General features: G+C 42.2%; 21 protein-coding genes and 2 pseudogenes. 14 read left to right on the top strand and 9 right to left on the bottom strand.

The genetic code is table 11. The annotated features are described in order from the left end of the window. Window positions 1–10: 10 nt before the first annotated feature. Both F6J90_RS28945 and F6J90_RS28940 read left to right on the top strand, forming a co-directional pair. On the top strand, window positions 11–1,054 hold the full coding sequence (locus F6J90_RS28945; RefSeq protein ID WP_293101654.1) for a hemolysin family protein: 1,044 nt from the start codon (window positions 11–13) through the stop codon (window positions 1,052–1,054). A 51-nt stretch (window positions 1,055–1,105) separates the two neighbouring features. Further along, the gene (locus tag F6J90_RS28940; protein WP_293101651.1) at window positions 1,106–1,243 is read left to right on the top strand and encodes a hypothetical protein; all 138 of its coding nucleotides are present in this window, start codon (window positions 1,106–1,108) and stop codon (window positions 1,241–1,243) included. A 590-nt stretch (window positions 1,244–1,833) separates the two neighbouring features. Here the strand turns inward: F6J90_RS28940 and F6J90_RS28935 are convergent. Then, on the bottom strand, window positions 1,834–2,124 hold the full coding sequence (locus F6J90_RS28935; protein ID WP_293101648.1) for a hypothetical protein: 291 nt from the start codon (window positions 2,122–2,124) through the stop codon (window positions 1,834–1,836). Between the two features lie 1,238 nt (window positions 2,125–3,362). After that, on the bottom strand, window positions 3,363–4,265 hold the full coding sequence (locus F6J90_RS28930; RefSeq protein WP_293101646.1) for an MBL fold metallo-hydrolase: 903 nt from the start codon (window positions 4,263–4,265) through the stop codon (window positions 3,363–3,365). A gap of 462 nt (window positions 4,266–4,727) precedes the next feature. Here F6J90_RS28930 and F6J90_RS28925 point away from each other — a divergent pair, with 462 nt between their 5' ends. Continuing rightward, a complete protein-coding gene (locus F6J90_RS28925; protein ID WP_293101643.1) occupies window positions 4,728–4,994 on the top strand; it encodes a hypothetical protein in 267 nt (88 codons plus the stop codon). On the opposite strand, the gene F6J90_RS28920 is transcribed toward F6J90_RS28925, so the two are convergent. Further along, on the bottom strand, window positions 4,982–5,494 hold the full coding sequence (locus tag F6J90_RS28920) for an inorganic diphosphatase (RefSeq protein ID WP_293101640.1): 513 nt from the start codon (window positions 5,492–5,494) through the stop codon (window positions 4,982–4,984). The two genes, F6J90_RS28925 and F6J90_RS28920, sit on opposite strands and share 13 nt — an antisense overlap. 299 nt (window positions 5,495–5,793) lie before the next feature. Here F6J90_RS28920 and alr point away from each other — a divergent pair, with 299 nt between their 5' ends. The 4 genes from alr to tsf all read left to right on the top strand — a co-directional run bounded on the left by alr (window position 5,794) and on the right by tsf (window position 9,079). After that, complete coding sequence (gene alr, locus F6J90_RS28915) at window positions 5,794–7,020, top strand: alanine racemase (protein ID WP_293101637.1); 1,227 nt, start codon at window positions 5,794–5,796, stop codon at window positions 7,018–7,020. A 4-nt stretch (window positions 7,021–7,024) separates the two neighbouring features. Next, a complete protein-coding gene (locus tag F6J90_RS28910; RefSeq protein WP_293101634.1) occupies window positions 7,025–7,171 on the top strand; it encodes a hypothetical protein in 147 nt (48 codons plus the stop codon). A 264-nt stretch (window positions 7,172–7,435) separates the two neighbouring features. After that, window positions 7,436–8,266 carry a 30S ribosomal protein S2 gene (rpsB, locus tag F6J90_RS28905; protein WP_293101631.1) on the top strand — a complete coding sequence of 277 codons (831 nt, stop codon included), beginning with the start codon at window positions 7,436–7,438 and terminating at the stop codon, window positions 8,264–8,266. Between the two features lie 159 nt (window positions 8,267–8,425). Further along, window positions 8,426–9,079 (top strand): translation elongation factor Ts, encoded by a 654-nt coding sequence (gene tsf, locus F6J90_RS28900; protein WP_293101628.1) that lies wholly within the window; start codon window positions 8,426–8,428, stop codon window positions 9,077–9,079. A 317-nt stretch (window positions 9,080–9,396) separates the two neighbouring features. Here tsf and F6J90_RS28895 read toward each other — a convergent pair whose 3' ends face one another. From F6J90_RS28895 to F6J90_RS28885, 3 genes and pseudogenes are all read right to left on the bottom strand, one after another. After that, window positions 9,397–10,263, bottom strand: a complete 867-nt coding sequence (locus F6J90_RS28895) for an Rpn family recombination-promoting nuclease/putative transposase (protein ID WP_293101625.1) — start codon at window positions 10,261–10,263, stop codon at window positions 9,397–9,399. Window positions 10,264–10,372: 109 nt separating this feature from the next. Continuing rightward, window positions 10,373–10,633: a hypothetical protein gene (locus F6J90_RS28890; protein WP_293101622.1), complete on the bottom strand. Its 261-nt coding sequence runs from the start codon at window positions 10,631–10,633 to the stop codon at window positions 10,373–10,375. 463 nt (window positions 10,634–11,096) lie between these two features. After that, window positions 11,097–12,209: pseudogene (locus F6J90_RS28885) on the bottom strand (ISAs1 family transposase); the annotation flags it as partial. Window positions 12,210–12,421: 212 nt separating this feature from the next. On the opposite strand from F6J90_RS28885, the pseudogene F6J90_RS28880 reads away from it, so the two are divergent. The 6 genes and pseudogenes from F6J90_RS28880 to F6J90_RS28855 form a co-directional block, all read left to right on the top strand. Next, a pseudogene (locus F6J90_RS28880) lies at window positions 12,422–12,724 on the top strand (ISAs1 family transposase); the annotation flags it as partial. A 284-nt stretch (window positions 12,725–13,008) separates the two neighbouring features. Then, window positions 13,009–13,191, top strand: coding sequence for an esterase-like activity of phytase family protein (locus F6J90_RS28875; protein ID WP_293101619.1), 183 nt, complete (start codon window positions 13,009–13,011; stop codon window positions 13,189–13,191). Between the two features lie 219 nt (window positions 13,192–13,410). Further along, the gene (locus F6J90_RS28870; protein WP_366513933.1) at window positions 13,411–13,833 is read left to right on the top strand and encodes a hypothetical protein; all 423 of its coding nucleotides are present in this window, start codon (window positions 13,411–13,413) and stop codon (window positions 13,831–13,833) included. A gap of 91 nt (window positions 13,834–13,924) precedes the next feature. After that, window positions 13,925–14,179: a hypothetical protein gene (locus F6J90_RS28865; RefSeq protein ID WP_293101617.1), complete on the top strand. Its 255-nt coding sequence runs from the start codon at window positions 13,925–13,927 to the stop codon at window positions 14,177–14,179. A 223-nt stretch (window positions 14,180–14,402) separates the two neighbouring features. After that, the gene (locus F6J90_RS28860) at window positions 14,403–15,278 is read left to right on the top strand and encodes an alkaline phosphatase family protein (RefSeq protein ID WP_293101614.1); all 876 of its coding nucleotides are present in this window, start codon (window positions 14,403–14,405) and stop codon (window positions 15,276–15,278) included. A gap of 190 nt (window positions 15,279–15,468) precedes the next feature. After that, window positions 15,469–16,305, top strand: a complete 837-nt coding sequence (locus F6J90_RS28855) for an Rpn family recombination-promoting nuclease/putative transposase (protein ID WP_293101611.1) — start codon at window positions 15,469–15,471, stop codon at window positions 16,303–16,305. Between the two features lie 183 nt (window positions 16,306–16,488). Here the strand turns inward: F6J90_RS28855 and F6J90_RS28850 are convergent, their stop codons facing one another. The 3 genes from F6J90_RS28850 to F6J90_RS28840 all read right to left on the bottom strand — a co-directional run bounded on the left by F6J90_RS28850 (window position 16,489) and on the right by F6J90_RS28840 (window position 20,642). Next, window positions 16,489–16,698, bottom strand: a complete 210-nt coding sequence (locus tag F6J90_RS28850; RefSeq protein WP_071103985.1) for a hypothetical protein — start codon at window positions 16,696–16,698, stop codon at window positions 16,489–16,491. Further along, the gene (locus tag F6J90_RS28845) at window positions 16,685–17,170 is read right to left on the bottom strand and encodes a PIN domain-containing protein (protein ID WP_293101608.1); all 486 of its coding nucleotides are present in this window, start codon (window positions 17,168–17,170) and stop codon (window positions 16,685–16,687) included. The genes F6J90_RS28850 and F6J90_RS28845 overlap by 14 nt, the downstream gene beginning before the upstream one ends. 442 nt (window positions 17,171–17,612) lie before the next feature. Continuing rightward, window positions 17,613–20,642, bottom strand: coding sequence for a caspase family protein (locus F6J90_RS28840; RefSeq protein WP_293101606.1), 3,030 nt, complete (start codon window positions 20,640–20,642; stop codon window positions 17,613–17,615). A 670-nt stretch (window positions 20,643–21,312) separates the two neighbouring features. Here F6J90_RS28840 and F6J90_RS28835 point away from each other — a divergent pair. Continuing rightward, window positions 21,313–21,915: a Uma2 family endonuclease gene (locus F6J90_RS28835; protein WP_293101603.1), complete on the top strand. Its 603-nt coding sequence runs from the start codon at window positions 21,313–21,315 to the stop codon at window positions 21,913–21,915. Window positions 21,916–21,988 lie beyond the last annotated feature (73 nt).

Genomic DNA, 21,988 nt, shown 5'->3' with positions numbered 1-21,988 from the left:
CACATTTACCATGTTTGAAGTCATTATCGCAGTACTTATCGTTCTGTTGGGTTCAGCCATCTGTGCTATGGCAGAAACGGCTTTGTTTTCAGTGCCTATCGTTAAAGTCCGACAGTTAGCGCAGTCAAACAAGCCTACACCGTTAGCACTACTGGCTATTCGCAAAAACATGAACCGACCCATAGCTACCATTGTTATTCTCAACAACACCTTCAACATTGTTGGCAGCATCGTAATTGGTTCCCTTGCTGCTAGGGTCTTAGGAGAGGCTTGGTTGGGGGTTTTTTCAGGTCTATTTACCTTTCTCATTATTGTATTTGGGGAAATTGTCCCTAAAACCCTTGGTCAGATCTACGCCCAAAACATCGCCCTACTCGTGGCTCTACCAGTTCGGTTCTTAACCGTTGTGTTCACGCCTCTGGTGTGGTTGATGGAAAAAATTACTGCTCCGTTTACTAAAGGTCAAAAACTTCCTACCACCAATGAGGCTGAAATCCGGTTTTTAGCGAAGGTTGGGTATCAAGAAGGGGTGATTGAAGATGATGAAGCGGAAATGATCCAACGAGTATTTCAGTTAAATGATTTGACTGCTTCTGATTTAATGACTCCGCGAATTCTTACCACCTATTTATATGGTAATACCACTTTGGCTGAGGCTAAACCAAGCATTATTGCTTCGCCTCACACCCGGATGCCTGTGGTTGAAGACTCTATTGATAAAGTCATTGGAATTGCTCTCAAAGATGAGTTACTCACAGCAATCATTGAAGACAAACATAACCAACCCCTTGCTTCTCTGATTCGTCAAGTCCGCTTTGTCCCTGAAACTGTTCGGGCTGATAAGCTACTGAAAACCTTTCAGCAAACCCGTGAACATCTGATGGTTGTACTGGATGAATATGGGGGTGTTTCTGGTGTAGTCACCCTGGAGGACGTACTGGAGGTGCTAACCGGTGAAATTGTTGATGAGACCGATCGAAACATTGATCTACAAGCAATTGCTCGTAAACGGCGAGAAAAAATGTTGCAATCTTATGGTCTTGATCAGGATTAGTTTCCGGAAAAGAATAAATAGAGCATTTTTATTTGAGATGTAAACATAGGATTGAGAAAAAAAGCGATGCATCGCTGCTCTCCTTTCCCTGTTCCCTGTTCCCTATTCCCTGTTCCCTGTTCCCTGTTCCCTGTTCCCTGTTCCCTGTTCCCTATTCCCTGTTCCCTGTTCCCTATTCCCTTTAAATAAAGCTATATAAATTAAAAAAATAGCTAGATTTTTTCACATATTTGATAAGCTTTTTCTTCTGATTCTTCAAGAATTTGAAGTTGTGAGTATATCTTTTCAATTGTCTCTTGATCGGGACTTTCTAGGGTCAAATTAAAAACTATACTATTGAATTGATTTTGGGCTGTTTTGACGACTTCCTCGGCTTTCCTACAAGATGGATTTCTGAGTATTTGATCAAGTTGAGGAAAACACCCATTTAAACAAAACGTTAGTATAAAGATTATTATTCTCTTAGCTTGAGCAATAGTAGCAAATTTCATCAGACAAGGGTGTAACTTAAGTTAAGTCTAATACCCACTACTGATGGAAATCTAGAGTTTCAGGAAATTTCATCAAAACCTCTGAACTCATTCCACAACTAAAGTAGGTAGGATTTCAAGTCTTTTCTAGAGCATCACTTCAGTCAACAGAGTCTCCTGTTGATTACTAATATACAGATCCACTATACAGATCCACGGTTGTGCGCCCCTACTGAGTGATCACTATTGACCTCAGTTTTTGGTTATAGCAGTCCCCAGGGCAGTTAGGACATGACAAAAGTCTCAAACCTAAGTAAGCGCAAGAGTTTGACTTCTGACTTCTGACTTCTGACTTCTGACTTCTGCTATATCTTCCCACTGGCACAAGGTTGAGATTATCTCTGCCACCCGCGCGATCGCTTCTGTCAATTTGCTCTCAATCCCCTTGACAAATGCCACATTACCTTGAATTATTACAAATCTGGATTTCTGTCCTAGAGGATTCCCCTTAGGGCAGCAGCTTTCGGCTGATCCAGTGGAATTGAGCCGAAAATAAGCCAAAAGGGCAAAATATTCTATATCAGACAGGTAATATCGCACAGGTATTTAGCCCATTGGTATCAGCCATTTGGCTGATTTTTGCTATGAGGGGTCTGACCCCTCATTATTTGTGATAAATTTTAATTAGTAGATGCACCCTGATGATCGAGAGAGTCAAAAACGTGGCTCTCTTTTTTTTTGGGCATAGGGATTGCCTGACAGAGGTAGCGTTTTCCTCTATCACTTAGTCCAAGCCAGCTGATGAAGCTGATCAAATAGACATCTGTGAAGTACCCCAGCCTGCTTGACCTTGGCCTTTAGGCCACGCTACGCGAATGGTCACGCGGGGCGCGTTCGCTGTTCGCGTAGCGTCGGCAAAGCCGAGGCTGGGGCTTCCAATCTCAACTCAATCAGGGACGGTTTTATTCGTCAATAGGGCTTCCCGCTTCATCCGCTGACGCCTCAAACAGAGGCGCGACCCAAGGCCGCGAGGGATTGCTCGCGGCCTTGGAGGCGCGCGCCTGCTGCAATACGGTCTTACTCAGCGTCCACAGGCAGACATCCGCCTTCCGCAGACGCAAACGTTTTTTCGACAGACTCACCTTGGAATTACGACTCTGTGGTCAACCAGCCGGGGCTTGTCTCTTCCCTGAGCTCTGCTAGTACTTTATACACCTAGCGGTCTAAAACTGATAGGATATCAGACCGTTTATAAGGTAGCCTTTTAGTCAGTCAGGCGGGTCATCGACCAACTTTATTTTAGCACGAATCGTCATAAGTTGTCGTCTCGCTATCCATCCCCACCGTGAAAGACGGTGGGGAATTCCGCGAGTTTTGTTAAAAAATACTTTAAAATTATTGCGAAATATATTTACCTGACAGGACGACTGCTAAACTATAGCGATATCTATTAAACTATTGCGCTAATCTAATCGAAAACTTAACTAGACGGATTTCCAGTAACCAACAACCACCAGGGTGAACCATTGCGTTCAGTATCATTACCCCGAAAGGGAGTAATAACCAACAGCGTTCGCTTTTAGCGGAAGCTGAGGCCGTAGGCCACGCGGGGCGCGTTCGCTTCATCGCGCCTCGCCAGTGGGATAAACGGGATGCTCACCGAACAGCCGCTACGCGAACACACTCTGGGGAATATCAACACTATCTACTTCTATTGGGACCAATTTGCTCATGTTTTCCCAACAGCTGTTAAGGCAAAAACCTTATAGTTAGCAATATAATTCCATAAATTCCGCTAAAATTCCAGCACTATAGTCATACCTAATAACCATTACCCTTCAACACACAGACAAAACCATCCCCTCGCGAGCCAGTAAGTGATTAGGATAGAAAGACTGGAGTTGCTTTTCTAGTGTGTCGAGATAATCATCATTATAGTCAGGATGATAACGAGACATAACTATGTGCTTAACACCTGCCACCTTTGCCGTTGCTATCCCAGTTTGCCAACGCTGATCTTGCCAAATCAAAGGTGAATAATTAGGCAGATCATCTCCTGTGAAGGGAAAGGGAGCATCCAAAATTAGCAAATCTGCCTGACGGCATAGGTATCGTAGATTTTCATCAATGCCACCCCAACCATGGGAGTGAGTAGTGGCGTACACAACAGCATATCCCTGCCAGTTTACCCGATAACCCATTGCTTGATGTGAGTCATTAAGAAGGACAGCATCCACAGTTACATCATCTAGGGTTACTGTATGACCTGACCTCAGCCCATGAAATTTCAGATCTGACTGCATGACCTGAAGGGGCACTGGAAAATTTGGAGGAATCATTTGCTGACCTAGACACTGTTCGATGGATGCCCCATCAGGTGCTGCTGCTCCATAGATATGAAAACAGTTACCAGGAATAAACGCAGGAGTAAAAAAGGGAAACCCTTGAATGCTGTCCCAATTGCTATGGGAAAAAAAAATGTGAGCTTCTATGGGCATTTGCTTAAGCCAATGATTTCCCAGCACCCGTAAACCACTTCCACCATCAAAAATTAAGCGTTTTCTACCAACACGCATCTCTACACAAGATGTATTGCCACCATAGCGAATGGTATCTGTCCCAGGAGCAGAAATTTGACCCCTAACGCCCCAAAATCGGACGCTCATGTCCCCTCCAGTGCCATTGTTTAGGCTGGGTGTAGCCTTATAGTTGCCTAGTTTGGGTGCTACTAGATTTTGCATCTTGAATCTATGAATTAAGTGAGCCTAAGTTAGGAATTATTCCCATTGGTAGATTCCCACTAGAGGATACTCGGGTAATATTAAGTAACCATCTGTGGTTAACCACTAATTTTTGTTAAAGTGGGTGGATTGCATACATCAAGACTAATTAGATGGGGTAAAGCAACCACAACAGCCCCAGTAATGTAGTAAGATCTCTAATTAGGAACCGTTCAGCCCCCCTAGACGGGTTATGAATCAGTTATGCTGTTTCTTAACTGTATCTTAAGTGTTTGTTAATTTTAACGGATTTAGGAACAAACAGTTTGTGACCTATGTCACAAACGCATCAAATTAATTCAATCAATTAGAATGGGAACTGGTAAAGCATCGGTTATCCCTTGATCGGTCAGCTTTCATTTATCGCAAGTCAGCCCATTTCCTTATAGCTTAACCTCGACAGCTAAACCAAAAGCTCAGTGTATGCCCATACCAAGTATAATTGCTCACCCCATCCCATCCTCACCCGATTATCTCCCTAAAAATAATATCTTTGAGCTTCTGTTGGTATCACTCCCTGACCCTACTCTAGTAAGGTTGGGTGATTTTTTGTTATGCTTGCCCTTAAAACAGAGAATGGCTAATCGCCTTGCTAGCTTTCTAGCATCAACCATTAGCCTAAGAAAAAAAATTCTAGTGGAACTCATCGGTGAGATGAGTTCCCACTTGATCAGTCCCTACTTGTTATAGTTTTTGATCGACTCTTCCACCAAAGGCATTACCTGATCAACATCTTTCCATCCTAGAATTTCGGTGACTTTCTTTTCCAGATTTTTGTATGTGTTGAAAAATTCAGCAATCTCATCCAACCGATGGGACGCTATATCTTGGAGAGTTTTTACCTCAGCGTAGCGAGGATCCTTGTCAGGAACACACAGAATTTTTTCATCCCGATCACCTCCATCGATCATTTCTAGCATCCCGATTGGTCTAGCGGTAATGACACAACCAGGGAACGTAGGTTGATCCATTATGACCATACCATCAAGAGGATCACCATCATCTGCTAGAGTGTTAGGCACAAAGCCGTAATCATAGGGGTAGTGTACCGATGCATAAAGTACCCGGTCAAGGGCAAAGGCTTCTAGATCCTTGTCAAACTCATACTTATTTTTACTACCTGCGGGAATTTCAATTAAAACGTTGATCAGACCTGGTTTAGGTTGAGCAGGAATCTTTGATAAATCCATGAACTATATGTTTCAAAAAAACAGCAGATGTGGGTTATCTCATCTTTAGTGCTTAAGACATCCTAATAGCTGCTTTAATACTTACCCAGACAAATCCCATAGTTCAGGATTTTTTAGGTAGGTAGAATAGCCAACCGATCAGATTATCCTGAGCAGGGTGCCGTTCAATGCCAGCTATATTGAACTAATAGCCCCGTGCAACATTGTGACATCTCACAGCAACTTTTAAAAGCGCCATTGGACCTATAGTGTTTAATGTGTGAGTGTGTAATGTCTGAGTGATTGAGGAGTGAAGTCCTATGGGAGAGCTTCAGCAGAGGCTTGGTATAACACCATTACAGTCGGAATCTGTGACACAAATCCTAGGGGATGATACTGACTGCCTAACTGACCCGTTATATCCTGGATTACGCCAACGAGCCTGGGCCGAAATTGATCAAGTTGCTCTTTATCAAAATTTGCGGCAAATACAGCAGCTTTTGCGCCATCCTACCCAACTAATGGCAGTGGTGAAAGCCGATGCCTATGGCCATGGTGCTCTAACCGTTGCCCGCACAGCTATAGAGGCTGGTGCTGGGGGGCTATGTGTTGCTACTGTCCCAGAGGGCATTCAACTCAGGCAAGGGGGAATTAAGGCCACTATACTCTTGTTGGGAGCGACTAATACCCCAGAACAAGTCAAAGCGATCACTCACTGGCAATTGGAACCAACTCTGTGTAATCCTCAACAAGCTTTAGTGTTTTCGGAAACCTTGAGTGGTCTAAACCAAACCCTGCCAGTGCATCTGAAACTAGATACAGGAATGTCCCGGTTGGGAATGCCTTGGCAAGATGCCATCGAGTTTGTACGCCTAGTCCAACAATTACCTAACTTGGAAATAGCTAGTGTCTATTCCCATCTAGCTACTGCTGATAGTCCTGACCCCACAGTGATGAGACAGCAGCATCAAAGGTTTAAAAACGCGATCGCACAATTGCAGGCTGGTGGCATAACTCCACCCCGATTACACTTAGCGAATTCCGCTGCAACCTTAACCGACTCAGCATTGCACTACGATTGGGTGCGTGTAGGATTAGCCGTCTATGGTCTCTACCCAGCAGAGCACCTTCAAAATGTTATTCACCTTAAGCCAGTGATGCAGGTAAAAGCCCGGATCACCCAAATTAAAACTATTCCGCCTGGCACTGGTATCAGCTATGGCCATCAATTTATTTCAAATCGACAGATGCGTCTAGCCGTAGTCGGTATTGGCTATGCTGACGGTGTTCCCCGAAATCTCTCCAATCGCATCAATGTCATCATCCGAGGGCAGCAAGTTCCTCAGATTGGCGCAATTACAATGGATCAGCTCATGTTGGATGTTAGTGATATTCCTAATATACAAGTTGGGGAAATTGTTACCTTAATTGGACAGGATGGGGAAGAGCAAATCTCAGCAGATGACTGGGCTATGTCTTTAGGCACCATTTCCTGGGAAATTATTTGTGGTTTTAAGCACCGACTACCCCGTGTAGTCGTAGGGTAAGCATATGCGCTACGCGCACGCGTGCGCGTTCAGCGGTCAGCGGTCAGCGGTCAGCGGTCAGCGGTCAGCCGTTGACCACGCTAAGGGAACAGCCGTCAGCTTATTTTATTCAAAAGCACCTCAAGTAACCTGGCCTACGGCCAATGGCTGATCGCTGTTCGGTGTAGCGTGCGCGTAGCGCTAATCGCTGACCGCTGATAGCTGATACGCGACACGCTGATAGCTGATAGCTTACCAATTAACAATTTTAATGTTTTTGTAAGAAAATTTCTCCATGCCATCCCTTTGCCATTAGGGATTCAGAATGTGTTACCCTAAAGGGGTTTTATAAACATCGCACATCCAGGGTTTCGGGTGTTTCTAAAGGGAAATCCACCTGGATGGAGGTTAAACCCGAATTAGGAGTTGAAAAATTATGCCTGTAGTTTCTTTAGCTGAAATGCTAGAGTCAGGGGTTCACTTTGGTCACCAGACTCGCCGATGGAACCCCAAGATGGATCCTTACATTTACACTGCTCGCAATGGGGTCCACATCATTGACTTGGTACAGACAGCTCAGCTGATGGAGGACGCTTATCACTATATCCGGACCTCATCAGAGCAGGGCAAAAGATTTCTGTTTGTGGGTACTAAGCGGCAAGCTGCTGGAATTATTGCCCAAGAGGCAAGCCGTTGTGGTGCCTACTATGTCAACCAGCGCTGGCTAGGTGGTATGCTCACCAACTGGGAGACAATTAAGACCAGGGTGGAGCGACTGAAAGATTTAGAGCGTCGGGAAACCAGTGGTGCCCTTGACTTACTGCCAAAAAAAGAAGGCTCTATGCTGCGTCGGGAACTAGGCAAGCTTCAGAAGTATCTAGGTGGCATCAAAATGATGCGTAAGGTTCCCGACATAGTCATAATCATAGACCAAAAGCGGGAGTACAACGCTATTTTGGAATGTGAAAAGCTAAGTCTACCGATTGTATCACTATTAGATACAAACTGCGACCCTGATTTAGCCGATATTCCGATTCCAGCTAATGACGATGCGATCCGGTCGATTAAGCTAATCATAGGTAAACTGGCTGATGCCATTTACGAAGGCCGTCATGGTCAGCTAGATGCGGCAGAGGAATACGAATACGAAGAATTTGAAGATGGATTAGAGGAGTTCCCAGACGAGGAACAAATTCAAGAGACTGAACAAAGTGAGCAAATTGAATCCCAAGATCTAGGAGATAACCAGAATACTGAGGAAGAATAGTTAGTTGTCTTCGACCTTGAAGCCCCACTCTGAAATTTATGCTTTGATAAAAATCAACTAGTTTTCAGAGTGGGCTGGTAAGCCCATACTCACGGATCGAGTAGTGTGGGAAGATATCACGGTGTAATCAGTTTCACTAACAGTAGGAACAAAAACAACATGGCAATTTCAGCACAACTTGTCAAAGAGCTACGGGAAAAAACCGGCGCTGGCATGATGGATTGCAAAAAAGCTCTCGTACAAAGCGACGGAGACACGACCAAAGCTATAGAATGGCTGCGGAAAAAAGGCATTACCTCAGCTGAGAAAAAATCCGGTCGTGTGGCAGCAGAAGGAATTATCGGCAGCTACATCCACACTGGTGGTCGAGTCGGTGTACTCGTAGAAATTAACTGCGAGACCGATTTTGTTGCCCGCCGCGACGAGTTCCAGACCCTAGTCAAGAACGTCGCCATGCAAGTGGCAGCTTGCCCTAACGTTGAATACGTGAAGGTCGATGACATTCCTCAAGAGATTGTTCAAAAAGAAAAAGACATTGAAATGGGTAGGGATGACCTAGGCAAAAAGCCAGAAAACATCAAAGAGAAAATTGTTCAGGGTCGGATTGACAAACGCCTTAAAGAACTCTCGTTGATGGATCAACCTTACATTCGTGATCAAAGCATCACAGTGGCAGAATTAGTCAAGCAATGTGTTGCCCAGTTGGGTGAAAACATCCAAGTGCGTCGCTTCACTCGCTACGTCTTGGGTGAAGGTATAGAAAAGGAAGAAAGCAACTTTGCTGAAGAAGTTGCTGCCCAAATGGGTTCTTAAACCGAAGCTCACCCTTGAGCTTCACCCTTGAGCTTGATCAACACGCTTCACTGATTTCGGAGATAGGGAAGATCAGCTAGTTTAGCAGGAGCCTCACACCATAATCTTTGATTTGGTGTGAGAGGAATGCGCGGTTCCACCCGGGGGTTCAATGCCCCCTCAAGAACCAATCACAACGCTTTCACAGGCAAGTCGTCAGATGGCCCTGATAGCTCCAAGGGCAGACTTGACTTAACCAGCTGTTCAAGGCATTGTAAAGTTGGGTTTTTTTTTCACAGCATTTCTAGAGTATGAGTGGTATCAACTCCATGTGAGCATTATTGGTCTACCTGTGACAACCAACTCAAGAAATCTTCCCAACTATTCAACTCAAAAATAATATCTGTTAACCCTTCCAAATTTGACAAAGACAAACCTTGAACTAAGTTGTTTATTTCCTCGGTCATTTCTGGGAATCGTTTTTTCAGCAGACGCATGACCAAAATCTGTGCTTCAGTAATGCGACCTTCTTGATGACCTTCTTGATGACCTTCTTGGTGACCTTCAGCCTTAACTTCCCGATAAAATCTGGTCTGTTTCCATTCTGTGAGTCCAAACATCGCTTCCAATTCCCTCCAAGGACGTTCAGGAAATTTATAGACTAAGGCTTGTTCTACTAATTCTATCGCATTTCTTTGCTGTGCTACTGGTAGAGCCCTCGCACATCTTTCTAGTTGCCGTACTCTGTGTTGGACATTGGTCTCTGGTTCTACTACCAGGCGTACCAGTCCCAATCCGATTGAGTCTGAGGTGTCTGGAGTTTCATCAAGGTAAAGTGAGCGCAGATATCCTGTTTGGACTTCGCCATCGTAACATCTGGGAATCCCTGTATCCAAGCTGCGCTTAGCCCAAAATACTACCGCTTGCCAGCCATGTCGCCAACGATTTTGTCCCAAGTAGACAAACACTTCTTGCATCAGGCGGTAGTACAAGTCTTCATCTTTCTGAAATTGGACTTCTACAAAATAAATAGGGTCGCCATCTCGTTTGGGGAGAAATACGCCGTCGGTGCGTTTGGCGAGTTCTTTGAGTTCGATGGCCTTAAATGTATAGTTTTGGGCTAGTTGAGAGCTGTCTCCCAGGAGTTCAAAGAGAGTGCCAGGGAGGGTTTGGAACACTTTATAAAATAGGCTGTCAGTGCGCATTGGTTAGCATTGGAAGGAACTGGCATTTGGGTTATCTGGCCAATATTATCATCGGAGGGTTCCAGAAAGGTACTCTTTTATTGGTCACGACTCATTATCTGGGTATCTATTAGGTAGAGACTTTAGGTTCGCTAACTAGCTCACCCTTTTTCTCACTTAGTTCTAGACGCTTAACTTGTGCCTGATATTGTCTTCTATCCCAGACAGCTTTTTCTATTTCTTCTTGGGTACAGTCTAAACGTTGACGAGTATCTGTCAACCAGCGCAGATAAATCTTTTCGATACTAGGATCAAAAACAAAGTGACACAAGATTGCTGTCATTAGTTGGGAGTTACTCCATCCCAGTTGGGCTTTGCGAGTTTGTACCATTTTGTACAATCCTGTAGGTAAGTAACAACCAAATTCGGTAGTAGCATTGCTGCTATTGCTGATTGTTAGGAAATTTTCTTCTCTGGTATTGAAGCGGACAGTTTAAATGCCGATAACTTTTTATTTATCTAAGTTAACGTCAATTCAACAACATCAAGTTTAATTTCCATAATAGATAGCTAAAAAGCTACACAATTAGCGACTAGCTATTATTGCCAATTATAGCACTACGCATGAAGGTCAGGACATTGTCTTGATGCAGTCGCTCATGGGGGCAGGGTAAACGCATCTAACTTAACTAAGTTTTCAAAAATCTATATTTGTGATTTTTAACTAGTAACAATTAATAGATTTAACCTCACTAAACATTTTCTAGCACCTCCTCAGTTATTTTCCGACATTTTAACTCATCAATTTAGGCGATGGTTCAGCTAATTTTTAGAGTTTCCCGAAAAGTCGAGAATTATTTACTAGCAGATGCTAAAATCTTTACTAAATAGTTATTGTCCATAGCTGCTCGATAGCGTTTCATTCTTAAACTTCCTTTAAAAGTCGTTTCTTGTTTCATGAGATTTAAAGCTAAACGACGCAGTAAAGCAAAGTTTTCAGGAGAATTATCTTTACGAATACGACTACTATCTTCATAAAATGTGACATCTAATGTCCAATGTAAGCTGTTTTCAATCCCCCAATGACTGCGAATAGCTTTACCAATTTTATTAGCATTATTTTCCAAGCTACTTACATAAAAACGAACTTCTGTGGTGGTTTTATTCCATAAACGTCGCTCACTCTTTACCATCACCATTGTAGTTAATCCTGTCCAGAGGGACTGGTTGGGAACACGGGGTAAGCTAGACACAGGAACTGCCCATACTTCTCTTTTATCAATCCGATTATGTCCACTTTCTGTTTCTTGATAATAACTATAGTCTTTTCCGACAAAGCCAGATTCTATGGCTAAATCAAACCAAGTTTTGACTTCTTCATAAAGAAGTTTTTGATTAGCTTTTAAACCCAAAATATAATCAGCTTTTTTATGAGAAATCAGGGAGGTAATCTCTTTTTGACACCCCATAGCATCAATTGTAATTATGCTTCCTTCAATTGACAACATTTCTATCAATGCAGGTATAGCAGTAATTTCATTGGATTTCTCATTAACTTTATGTTGTCCTAAGACTAATTTGTGAGAGTCAGACCATGCACTAACTATATGTAAAGCTTTTTGTTTTTGATTCCTGTCATAAGATTGCTTCAGAGTTTTGCCATCTATTGCTATAACTTCTACTCCTAGTTTTTCAGTGATTGAATTAACCCAATTTAAAAAACATTGTTGAAATTATTCGGGATTTAATCTGGCAAAAACTCTACTAAATGTATCATGAGACGGGATGCCATTTGGTAAGTCAAGAAATTCGGATAACCATTCAAATTTAGCTTGCCCATAAGTTTCAATTCCTACCCATCCGTCAGCTCCACTGATGACAGCTAAAATAGCGATCGCTATAATATCTATTAAGAAATGCTGTTTATTTCTGTCTAATCTTGGGTCATTCAATGTTCCAAAATGGTTAGAAAAAAGGGATTTTAAAAACCTATTTTTAGTTTTGGTATAATCCGCTTTTTCGGGTGGTTTTAAAGGGGGCATAAAACCATTTTTTATTTGTCAGACACGCTAAGGATTTCCTAAAAATCAGTCATGAATTCATTATCTCATATTTGGTGCTCAACTTAACTTGGGGTTTACTAAGCACATTTTTGCTTATTTGTCAATCTAATTTAGATGCGTTTGCCCTGCGTTTTTATGTAAGTAGCTTGGAAAATAATGCTAATAAAATTGGTAAAGCTATTCGCAGTCATTGGGGGATTGAAAACAGCTTACATTGGACATTAGATGTCACATTTTATGAAGATAGTAGTCGTATTCGTAAAGATAATTCTCCTGAAAACTTTGCTTTACTGCGTCGTTTAGCTTTAAATCTCATGAAACAAGAAACGACTTTTAAAGGAAGTTTAAGAATGAAACGCTATCGAGCAGCTATGGACAATAACTATTTAGTAAAGATTTTAGCATCTGCTAGTAAATAATTCTCGACTTTTCGGGAAACTCTAAAAATTAGCTGAACCATCGCCTAAATTGATGAGTTAAAATGTCGGAAAATAACTGAGGAGGTGCTAGAAAATGTTTAGTGAGGTTAAATCTATTAATTGTTACTAGTTAAAAATCACAAATATAGATTTTTGAAAACTTAGTTAAGTTAGATGCGTTTACCCTGATTGGGGACTTTCCTGAAACTATCAATATAGTGCGGGATCGGATTGTGGCTGATCAAGTCCGCTCTCCCCAAAATCCTGATGTATAAGCGATTGATTTGAGTGATGGATCTCTAGACGAAGGGGATGTCGCATTTGAAGCTGTAACCACACTTTTGAATGTAGCAGGTCGTCCCTTTAATAGTGGTGCAACTGATCCTGAAGGCATTGCCTTAAGGAAAGATGGTACTTTGTTTATTTCCTCCGAAGGTGATGCTAACAACTTACAGCGGTTGCTGTAATGCTAATGCTCCTGAAGGTACCCCTGATGAGGTAAATCGTACTAATAGTTTGGCCGAATTATTAGCGATAATGCCGGAACTTTCTTAGCCTTAGAAAGGTATTTTGACGACACTGGCTTAAACCAAAACAAGCTCTATTTAGTATCCGCTCAAAATGCTACTGATGTCAGTAACTTGCCAAGCTTGAAAGGTCGAGATATTGTTGTAGCATAAAAACAACTGCTGGTAGATTTTAATGATATTGGGACTAATCTAGATGATTTTCAAGGTTTAGCGTTAGGTCCAATCTTACCCGATGGTCGTCAATCGTTAATTGTGGTTAGTGATAACGACTTCGACCCGGAAACTCCCGCTACTCAGCTCTTTGCTTTTGCTTTAGATATTGCTCCTGCCAGTGAGACTAAAGAACAAATTTTTGGTACGTTAGAAGCAGATGCTTTAGAATTAACTGGTAGCAATAATTTAGTTTTTGCTGGGGAAGGTAACGATATCATTGATGCCTCTTTGGCTGAAGGAAATAACACCATTTATGGCCATGGTGGCGATGATACCTTTATTTTGGGTAAAAGCGATGCTCCTTTGGAGCCGCTGCGCGATGAAGCGAACGCGCCCCGCGTGGCCTACGGCCTCAGCTTCCGCTAAAAGCGATTGACCGTAGGTCACGCTACGCGAACGCGTTTTTGGTGCAGAAGGTGCAGATCGTTTCTTTGTGACCTCTGGTGGTGACAATACCATGACTGGGGGCGCAGGTGCAGACCAATTCTGGATTGCTTCTGCTGAAATCCCCGATAGCGCTAATATCATTACTGACTTTACCAGTGGCGAAGATGTGATTGGTATTGCTGGTTTGGGTATTGGTTTTGATGATCTCACCATTACCGATGGGGATTTGGGAGCAGTAATTTCTGCCAATGGCAGTGACTTAGCTATTGTTACTAATCTCTCGGCTGATGTTGTTGCTAATCAAGATTATTTTGTTTTTGTCTAAATCCTAAATTTCTCATATCTGGATAAGCCAAAGGTGGGGTTTGCCCCACCTTTTTTTTATATAAACAGTATCTAAAAACTACCTTTTTTTATTAAAACAAATTTCTTTAACCAAAAATTAATACTATTTAAAAGTATTTTTATAAAATGCATAATTTTATCTTAAATTAACCAGGCAAATATAGTCAAGTTATTTTTTTTTAAGATTATTTTTAGAAAATTAAATGACTGAGAAGAAAGCTATTGTCATCGGTATTGATGGAGCGCAGTTAGAAAAACTAGACGAAACTCCTACACCATATCTTGACAGTTTAAATATTATAGAGTCTTTCACAGGAGGGATTCAAGGAACAGAAACAGAACAACAAACCTTTAGTGGTCCAGGTTGGGGCAGTTTATTAACAGGTGTTTGGGCAAACAAGCACGGTATTGTTTCCAATGACGATACATTAAGAGCTAAGCCAGACTATCCTAGCATTTTTGAATACGTTCATAATGACGATCCCGATAACTATATTGCTTCTGTGGTTAACTGGGGTCTAATCAATGCTTATTTTGAGGAAGATGTTAATTCAATTGTTGATTTTGAATTGACCGCACCAGAACCCACTGATGATCAACTGGCTCAAGATAATATTATTGCGCAAACTGTAGCCGATTTAATCTTAAAACAAGGGCCAGATTATACCTTCGTTCATCTCGATAACGTTGATGTTGTGGCTCACAATTTTGGTTTTTCTCCCGAATATTTAGAAGCAATTACTATGGCTGATGGTCATGTGGGTAAAATTATTGATGCGGTAGAAGAAAGAGAAGCAGCATATCCCGATGAAGATTGGTTAGTGATTGTGACTACAGATCATGGTCGCGAACCATCAGAAGGCTTTGATCACGGTGGACAAACTGACTCGGAAAGAACGACTTTTATTGCATCTAATAAAGAACTAGATGATTCTTCCGTTGCACCTGCAACTGATCTGGTACCCACTGTTCTTGATCATTTGGATATTGAAGGCGGTGAATTTGATGGAACATCTCTTCTTGAGTCTCAACCCGAGGGAGCATCTCACTTATGCAGAACATTTGTACTCAAGCTATAGCCCCCTCATGTGTTTTAGCTTGCTGTGATAGTATATAGTTCATCTGTTCTACAAGTTTGACCTGCTCCCTTTTTGTACCAACAGTTTTTGGAGAGCGATGCTCCTTTGGAGCCGCTGCGCGATCGCACTGCTTTAGGAAAGTTCCCATCCAGCAGAATCCCTGAGACGGGCCGTTTGATATAATCGTTCCATGTTCGATAATACCTGTAAGTTCCTCGCTGAGAGCTTTTCGGAAGATTTTGCCTCCTGGTTACTTGGTGAACCCATCACCATGACCCAACTCAGTCCATCTGAACTGTCCCTTGAACCCATTCGAGCGGATGCCTTGATTTTGCTGAATTCTGATGATTTCGTGCTTCACGTCGAGTTTCAGACTCAACCTGACTCAACTATGGCCTTCAGAATGGCAGATTACCGCTTGAGAGTTTTCCGCCGTTTTCCGAATAAGCAGATGCGCCAAGTGGTCATTTACTTGACCCGTTCAACTTCTGAACTCGTTTATCAGACAGCGTTTGAGATTCCTGGTACTCGTCACGAATTCGAGGTGATTCGGCTATGGGAACAACCAACTCAGCTGTTTCTGGAATCGACGGGGTTATTGCCCTTGGCTGTACTGACACAAACCCCCGACGCTGCAGCCACCTTGCGTCAGGTGGCTGCAAGAGTTGAGGCGATTCCAGAAATTAGGATACAGAGCAATGTGGCTGCGTCCGCTGGGATTCTAGCAGGGCTATTATTAAAGAGGGACTTCATTAACCAGGTTTTACGCAGAGATATCATGGAGCAGTCTGTAATTTATCAAGACATTAAAAATGAAGGCCGTCACGAAGGGGAACAATCTCTCATCCTCCGCCTACTCTTGCGTCGCATTGGCGAAGTGTCCCCAGAAATGCGAACGCAGGTTCAAGCCTTATCCCTTGCTCAGCTTGAAGCTTTGGGGGAGGCGTTGTTGGACTTTACGAAACCCGACGATTTGGATGAATGGATGCGTTCACTATCTGTTGCTGATAGCAAATCGAACTCGTAGGTAATGCTTTCGGTGCGATCAGCCCTACAGGCATAACTGCGCTGACCGCACTACTTCTCAACCAAGATTAACGAGAGTGCGATCGCGTAGCGTGACCAAAGGTCAATCGCACTTCTGTGCTAAGAGTTTTGAGAAAGCGATCAGCAACCAAGAGTATTTAGGCGCACCCTGACTGCAACAGAATCATTGATTCTCAAGGTCTTTTTTGGCTCTAATTTCTTGAATATCTTGCCAAAAATCAGATCTTGTCACATTTTTTAGAGACTGTTGACGTTCTTGAGTATAATCACCAAAACCCCATCCTACATCTTGTAAAAAACGAATTGTATCAACTTGCCCTAATTCCTTAACTAAGGCATAATACCCTTTTTGTCTTAATTCAATTGGTGTCATTGTTGTTATTTCCTTTTAATACAAAAGTGTTCATTAACCAAGTGACAGGATTATCTAATTTTACTTTTAAGAGATGGCTATACTTAATTGCTTTCTTGAGCAATCTATCATCCGTTGTCAATAATACATCTACCTTAGCAGTTTCAGCGCAAGCAATATGAAAAGAATCATACAAACCAAATCCTAACTTTTCTATTTCTTGAGAACGTGTATCTATTTCATCGGTTAAAATTATTTTATTTTCAGCAACCTGTAATAATTTTCTAATCCTGTCTAGTTTGTCAAGATTAACCATTCGTTTTAATTCTGCTTCTATAGCTTCACTACTTACCAGCTTCCATTCTTCTGAATAAAACCGCTGAAAAATATCTAGAATTGTTTGTCCTTCTAATCGAATTCTATCTTGTCGCCAATCATCAAAAGGACGATTTAAGCAACAAACATCAAGATAAATTAAGTAAGATTCAGCCATTACTACCCCTTGGTTCAATCATACCTCGAAGGGAATTGCAATCAATAGCTTAAGTTTAGCGTTCGAGCCCTATTTCATCCATGTCGAGTGATTCCCTTCAAAGTTTAAAAAGGCGATCGCACTACTTCTCAACCAAGATTAACGAGAGTGCGTTCGCGTAGCGTGACATGCAGGTCAATCGCACTTCTCTACCCATATTTGACAAAGAACTGTTTCTAGTGTTAAAAAAATTTTACCTTCTGCAACTACTTCTTTACATCGTCACAGAGATGGCGATCGCTCACATTAGAGTTATTCTTCAGATAGTCACAAACGCGATCACCCCTTTTTCATCCTGAGTGATTCATCGCCTTAACTGCTCGTCTCAAACAGACAAGCACTCTGTGGATAAAAGTCTTGTCTTCTAATTCGTGATCGTCTTGAATACCTAGTTAGTGTTCTGCTAATTGATCAAAGAGCTTTCAAAACGAGCATCAAATTGCTCTAACAGCTTGTTCATTGGGTATGTTAAAATGTCTTTTGTATCCTGCCCATCCTGATTGCATTTGCCTCCGTTTGGTAATATCTCAGGTTTGTCACTGTAATATTTCCAAGACGATCCTAATCCAACAGCCATGACTTTACCACCGTTCGATACAAACTGCTCAATTGTTTTAAGTTCATCATTTTCCAGATTTCCCAATGCATTTCCAATTATGATAATATTGGCTTGTTTGAGTTTTGTGCTGTTAATAGGTGCAGAAATATCCTCGAACTCATACTCCCATTCTTTAAGGTTTTTGGCGAGTTTTTCAGACGTAAAAAACTCGCAATGACCGCTTGAAATTAATACTTTTTTATTGCCATTAATTCCATTCAGAAAGTTAAGCGCCAAAAACAGAAATACACTATTATCGTTATTTCTTATAATAGCATCATGTGTAATCGCTAATACTTGCCCCTTATTATACTTTCGTGACATGGCAAATACCTGACTTTTTTCTTCCAACAGAGTTGTCCAAGGGGCTTCATTGAGTGCCTTTAACTCTCCAGGAACTGAATTGTTTTTATTATTAGTTTTAATGTTCAATACAGTATTGATGGAAAATTCCTTTAGTACTTTGATAGAGTCGTTTTGGAATTGCTGAGATGCTTCTTCGAGTTTCCGAAACTCATAAAAACTAAAGATGCTCAATCCACTCAGAGCCAGAATCACGAGCGTTACATAGCCAATTAAGCGACGGCTATCATTTCGCCTTCTTTGCAGACTACGCTGCACAAACTCAGCTTCTACTTGGTTCAGCCAGTTATCATCGGATAAAGATACCTTTTTCAACAAATCCAGACGAGGGTTAGCATTCCAAAGAAACCTTGCCTGTTGCTGGCTTTTCCACTCCTGTGCTGCGGTCGTCAACCGCCGTTGTAGAAGTATATTTTCCTCATCCTCTTGCTTCCACAACAACAACTTTTGCCAACCCCGCACCAAAGCATCATGGCCTGGTTCCACATAGGGTTTACCTTCAGCATCTTTTCCTTTGACCAGTAACCGTGCATTCGTAAAGCGCTCAATTACTTCCTTAACCAAACTATTTTTCTCAGGCGGATATTCCAATTCTGATAAAGGTACCCGCCTACGGGCTAACTCACCCCCAGTAAGGGCTACCATCCGCAGCATCACATGACGGATAACTTGGTCATAAGCTGGATTTTCTTGAACTAGCGCCTGATACTCGAGATCAGCCCTTTGAGTTAGTGATTGCATTACTCCCCCCAATTCCTGATAATCTGCTTGAGTCAAGGCCCGATCAATAGTGATTCCTCTATATTGTGCCTCCCGTTGTCGCTTTAAATACTTGAGATAGAGTTCGCTCAAGGCAAAAGAAAGCAGGGGCAATGCTCCAGGCATATCCACCACTTCATCAATCAATTGTTCTACTAGTTCGTGGGGCTGAAAATACATTACCCGTGCTTCTGCGGGTTTCTCAATTGCGTCTCGCAGTTCCCCTCGTGTCATGGCTGGTAGGATAAATCGTCCGCTGTGCCAACGATTTTTAAGCACAGTGTTTACCAGGTTATAGTCTGTGGGAACAAACTTTAAGCCAGCATCCCTGACTTGGGGTTCAAAGTCAGAACGTAGGGATAGTACTACCCGTAATTGATCCCGATGGGCATTTATGGCTTTGAGTATCTGTTGGAAAAACTCCTTGCGCTCATCTTCGTTTTGACAGAGTGTAATAATTTCTTCACTTTGGTCAATAAACAGTAATAACTTAGAGTTGGGGTTATCTTTCGCCCAAACATCAATTGTCCGAGCCAGGTTATGCTGGGGGTTTCGTGGCTCTACCCTTGGTAACTTAGCATTACATAGCACATTATTTAAGGGTTGCAAGGGCGTCTCACTAAGACGGATGGATGGCAAAATACACCATTTATTCTCGGTATTATCTTGCCGTAGCTTGGGAATTAATCCTGCCTTAACCAAGCTAGATTTACCGGAACCAGAAGCACCCAACACCACTGTGAGGGGATTAGCTTTGACAAAATATTCTAACTTTTCTACTAGTTCAGTTCTACCGAAAAACAGTGAAGTGTGTTTCTCGTCAAAAGACTTTAAACCGCGATAGGGATTTTGTGACTCATCCAAAGGTGGTGCTGGTGGTAAATTAAGTTCATGTCCGGGAGAAAGAAAGATATATTCTCCCTTATCGTGCTTATTTAAACACCAAATACCAGGGGTTTGTCGCTGATGGTATTTTTCTGTGGGAATTTCGATTCGATCCCGTAAATGTAAATATAATTCTGTGGCTGTAATTACCCCATCTCCAGCCGGTTTACCATTCGTAGCAGGAGGATAGCTATCTGCTGCACCTTCGAGAGCGTTTAATAATGCACTAGCAAAAGGTGAATGATTACCGACTTGACCGCGATCGCTATCTAAATTAAAGTTATCTAAAGCCTTTTGATCACAGGCTGAGGAAGTAATAATTTGCCATGCCGGGTCAGTAATAAAATGTTTGTATCGTTCTTGGTAAATCAGTTCTGGCGACGTTAATAAATCCCTGGTACTCGACCATTTAAAAGCACCAGCAAAACAACAATCGAGAATCCCCAAAAAATGACGACAGGGTAATTGAATTAAAGCATCGTGTAACTTGGTCATAGACAGATAACTATTAGTATCCCCTAGTTTGGCATCTTGAGGAATTAAGTAACCAGCAGGGCCATCATCCCCATTGAGAGCGACTCCATGACCAGCAAAGTAAAATAATAAGCGATCATTTTCAGTGACTTGTTCGGGCAAGGTTTTGTCTAAAAATTTATTGAAGTTAGTGAGGCTGGCAATTTCGTCTAAGCATACCCAGACTTGATAACCATGCTTTTGGCGCAGAATTTCAACTAGTTTTTTGGCATCGTTTACGGCGGTATTCAGGGGATAAATGCCGTTTGTGTAGTTATTGATACCGATGATAAAGGCGAGATTGCGAGAAAACATGTTATACTAAAAGAACTTATAAAGATAACTTTAATACTAGGGATTGCTAGCATCCCATTTTGGGAAATATATCTTTTTATGTGGGCGGTCTAATGACGCTCACACAGCTGGGGTATAGTTTTTCCAAACTGGGGTGATCCCTATTTATTCCCCAAGATAATCTGTTGACTTTACGCAGAAATTATTAGTTTCGTAATAAATCTTTACATATTGAGTTTGCAGACAATCCCTAGTGTCATTGGCGGATATAGCGTTTATAAATGAGATGTAAACCTAGGAGGTATTTTTTGACTGTCCAATAAAACTTCGTATCTCTTTCCCCTCTTGCCTTTTGCCTCTTGTATGCAAGCTTTTTTATACAAGAATTATGTTTACAAGTAAGCATTCAGCGGTCAGCGATTAGCGCTACAGATGGTGCTACTTGAGGTGCTATCAGCTATCAGCTATCAGCTATCAGCTATCAGCGGTCAGCGATTAGCGCTACAGATGGTGCTACTTGAGTGGCCATTGGCCTGTGGCCACGCTACAACGAACAGTTTATGCCCATAGCGCACGCTACACCGAACAGCTTTTGAATAAAATAAGCTGACGGCACCTCAAGTAGCGTGAGCTAAAAGCTCACGGCTGACGGCTGAATGCTTATGTTTACAACCTAGATAAAAACCCTATAATGACTAGGCTACTCATTCAAACCCAAACTGTCCCTGTGATGGTCAATCTTCCTGGGATCATCCCCATGACTCTCGCCCAGTTTTCTGAATTCTGTTTAGCCAATCGAGATCTACGAATTGAGCGCACCGCCAGTGGAGAAGTTGTGATTATGCCGCCAGTCTTTTCCGATACAGGCAATCGGAATCTGAAAATTTCTCAACAATTGGCTAACTGGGCTGATCGTGACGGTACCGGTGAAACCTTTGACTCCAGCACCGGCTTTACCTTACCCAATGGAGCGATCCGCTCTCCAGATGCCTGTTGGATTAAACTTGAGAGCTGGAATGCCTTAACCGAGGAACAGAAAGCATCCTTTGCTCCCATTTGCCCCAACTTTGTGATCGAGTTACGTTCCGCCAGCGATACACTCAGTGGCTTGCAAGACAAAATGCAAGAATACCTTGACAATGGCACATCACTGGGTTGGTTAATCGACCGCCAAAACCGGAAAATTTACATTTATCGTCGTGATCAGGAACCAGAAATTTTGGACAATCCTGAAACCGTTAGCGGTGCTCCGGAACTGGCGGGGTTTGTGCTAAACATGAGCAAGATTTGGTGAAAGCAATTGTCAGCTATTAGCTATCAGCTATCAGCTATCAGCTATCAGCTATCAGCTATCAGCTATCAGCTAT

The sequence above is a fragment of the Moorena sp. SIOASIH genome, from assembly GCF_010671925.1.
GTDB lineage: Bacteria > Cyanobacteriota > Cyanobacteriia > Cyanobacteriales > Coleofasciculaceae > Moorena.
Note: the sequence above shows the minus strand (reverse complement) of the source record. Positions and strands in the feature narration are given on the sequence as shown.

Coding starts and splice junctions, on each gene's coding strand:
- F6J90_RS28945 (WP_293101654.1), top strand. CDS start 11: ATGTTTGAAGTCATTATCGCAGTACTTATCGTTCTGTTGGGTTCAGCC.
- F6J90_RS28930 (WP_293101646.1), bottom strand. CDS start 4,265: ATGCAAAATCTAGTAGCACCCAAACTAGGCAACTATAAGGCTACACCC.
- F6J90_RS28925 (WP_293101643.1), top strand. CDS start 4,728: ATGCCCATACCAAGTATAATTGCTCACCCCATCCCATCCTCACCCGAT.
- F6J90_RS28920 (WP_293101640.1), bottom strand. CDS start 5,494: ATGGATTTATCAAAGATTCCTGCTCAACCTAAACCAGGTCTGATCAAC.
- alr (WP_293101637.1), top strand. CDS start 5,794: ATGGGAGAGCTTCAGCAGAGGCTTGGTATAACACCATTACAGTCGGAA.
- F6J90_RS28910 (WP_293101634.1), top strand. CDS start 7,025: ATGCGCTACGCGCACGCGTGCGCGTTCAGCGGTCAGCGGTCAGCGGTC.
- rpsB (WP_293101631.1), top strand. CDS start 7,436: ATGCCTGTAGTTTCTTTAGCTGAAATGCTAGAGTCAGGGGTTCACTTT.
- tsf (WP_293101628.1), top strand. CDS start 8,426: ATGGCAATTTCAGCACAACTTGTCAAAGAGCTACGGGAAAAAACCGGC.
- F6J90_RS28895 (WP_293101625.1), bottom strand. CDS start 10,263: ATGCGCACTGACAGCCTATTTTATAAAGTGTTCCAAACCCTCCCTGGC.
- F6J90_RS28890 (WP_293101622.1), bottom strand. CDS start 10,633: ATGGTACAAACTCGCAAAGCCCAACTGGGATGGAGTAACTCCCAACTA.
- F6J90_RS28865 (WP_293101617.1), top strand. CDS start 13,925: ATGACTGGGGGCGCAGGTGCAGACCAATTCTGGATTGCTTCTGCTGAA.
- F6J90_RS28860 (WP_293101614.1), top strand. CDS start 14,403: ATGACTGAGAAGAAAGCTATTGTCATCGGTATTGATGGAGCGCAGTTA.
- F6J90_RS28855 (WP_293101611.1), top strand. CDS start 15,469: ATGTTCGATAATACCTGTAAGTTCCTCGCTGAGAGCTTTTCGGAAGAT.
- F6J90_RS28850 (WP_071103985.1), bottom strand. CDS start 16,698: ATGACACCAATTGAATTAAGACAAAAAGGGTATTATGCCTTAGTTAAG.
- F6J90_RS28845 (WP_293101608.1), bottom strand. CDS start 17,170: ATGGCTGAATCTTACTTAATTTATCTTGATGTTTGTTGCTTAAATCGT.
- F6J90_RS28840 (WP_293101606.1), bottom strand. CDS start 20,642: ATGTTTTCTCGCAATCTCGCCTTTATCATCGGTATCAATAACTACACA.
- F6J90_RS28835 (WP_293101603.1), top strand. CDS start 21,313: ATGACTAGGCTACTCATTCAAACCCAAACTGTCCCTGTGATGGTCAAT.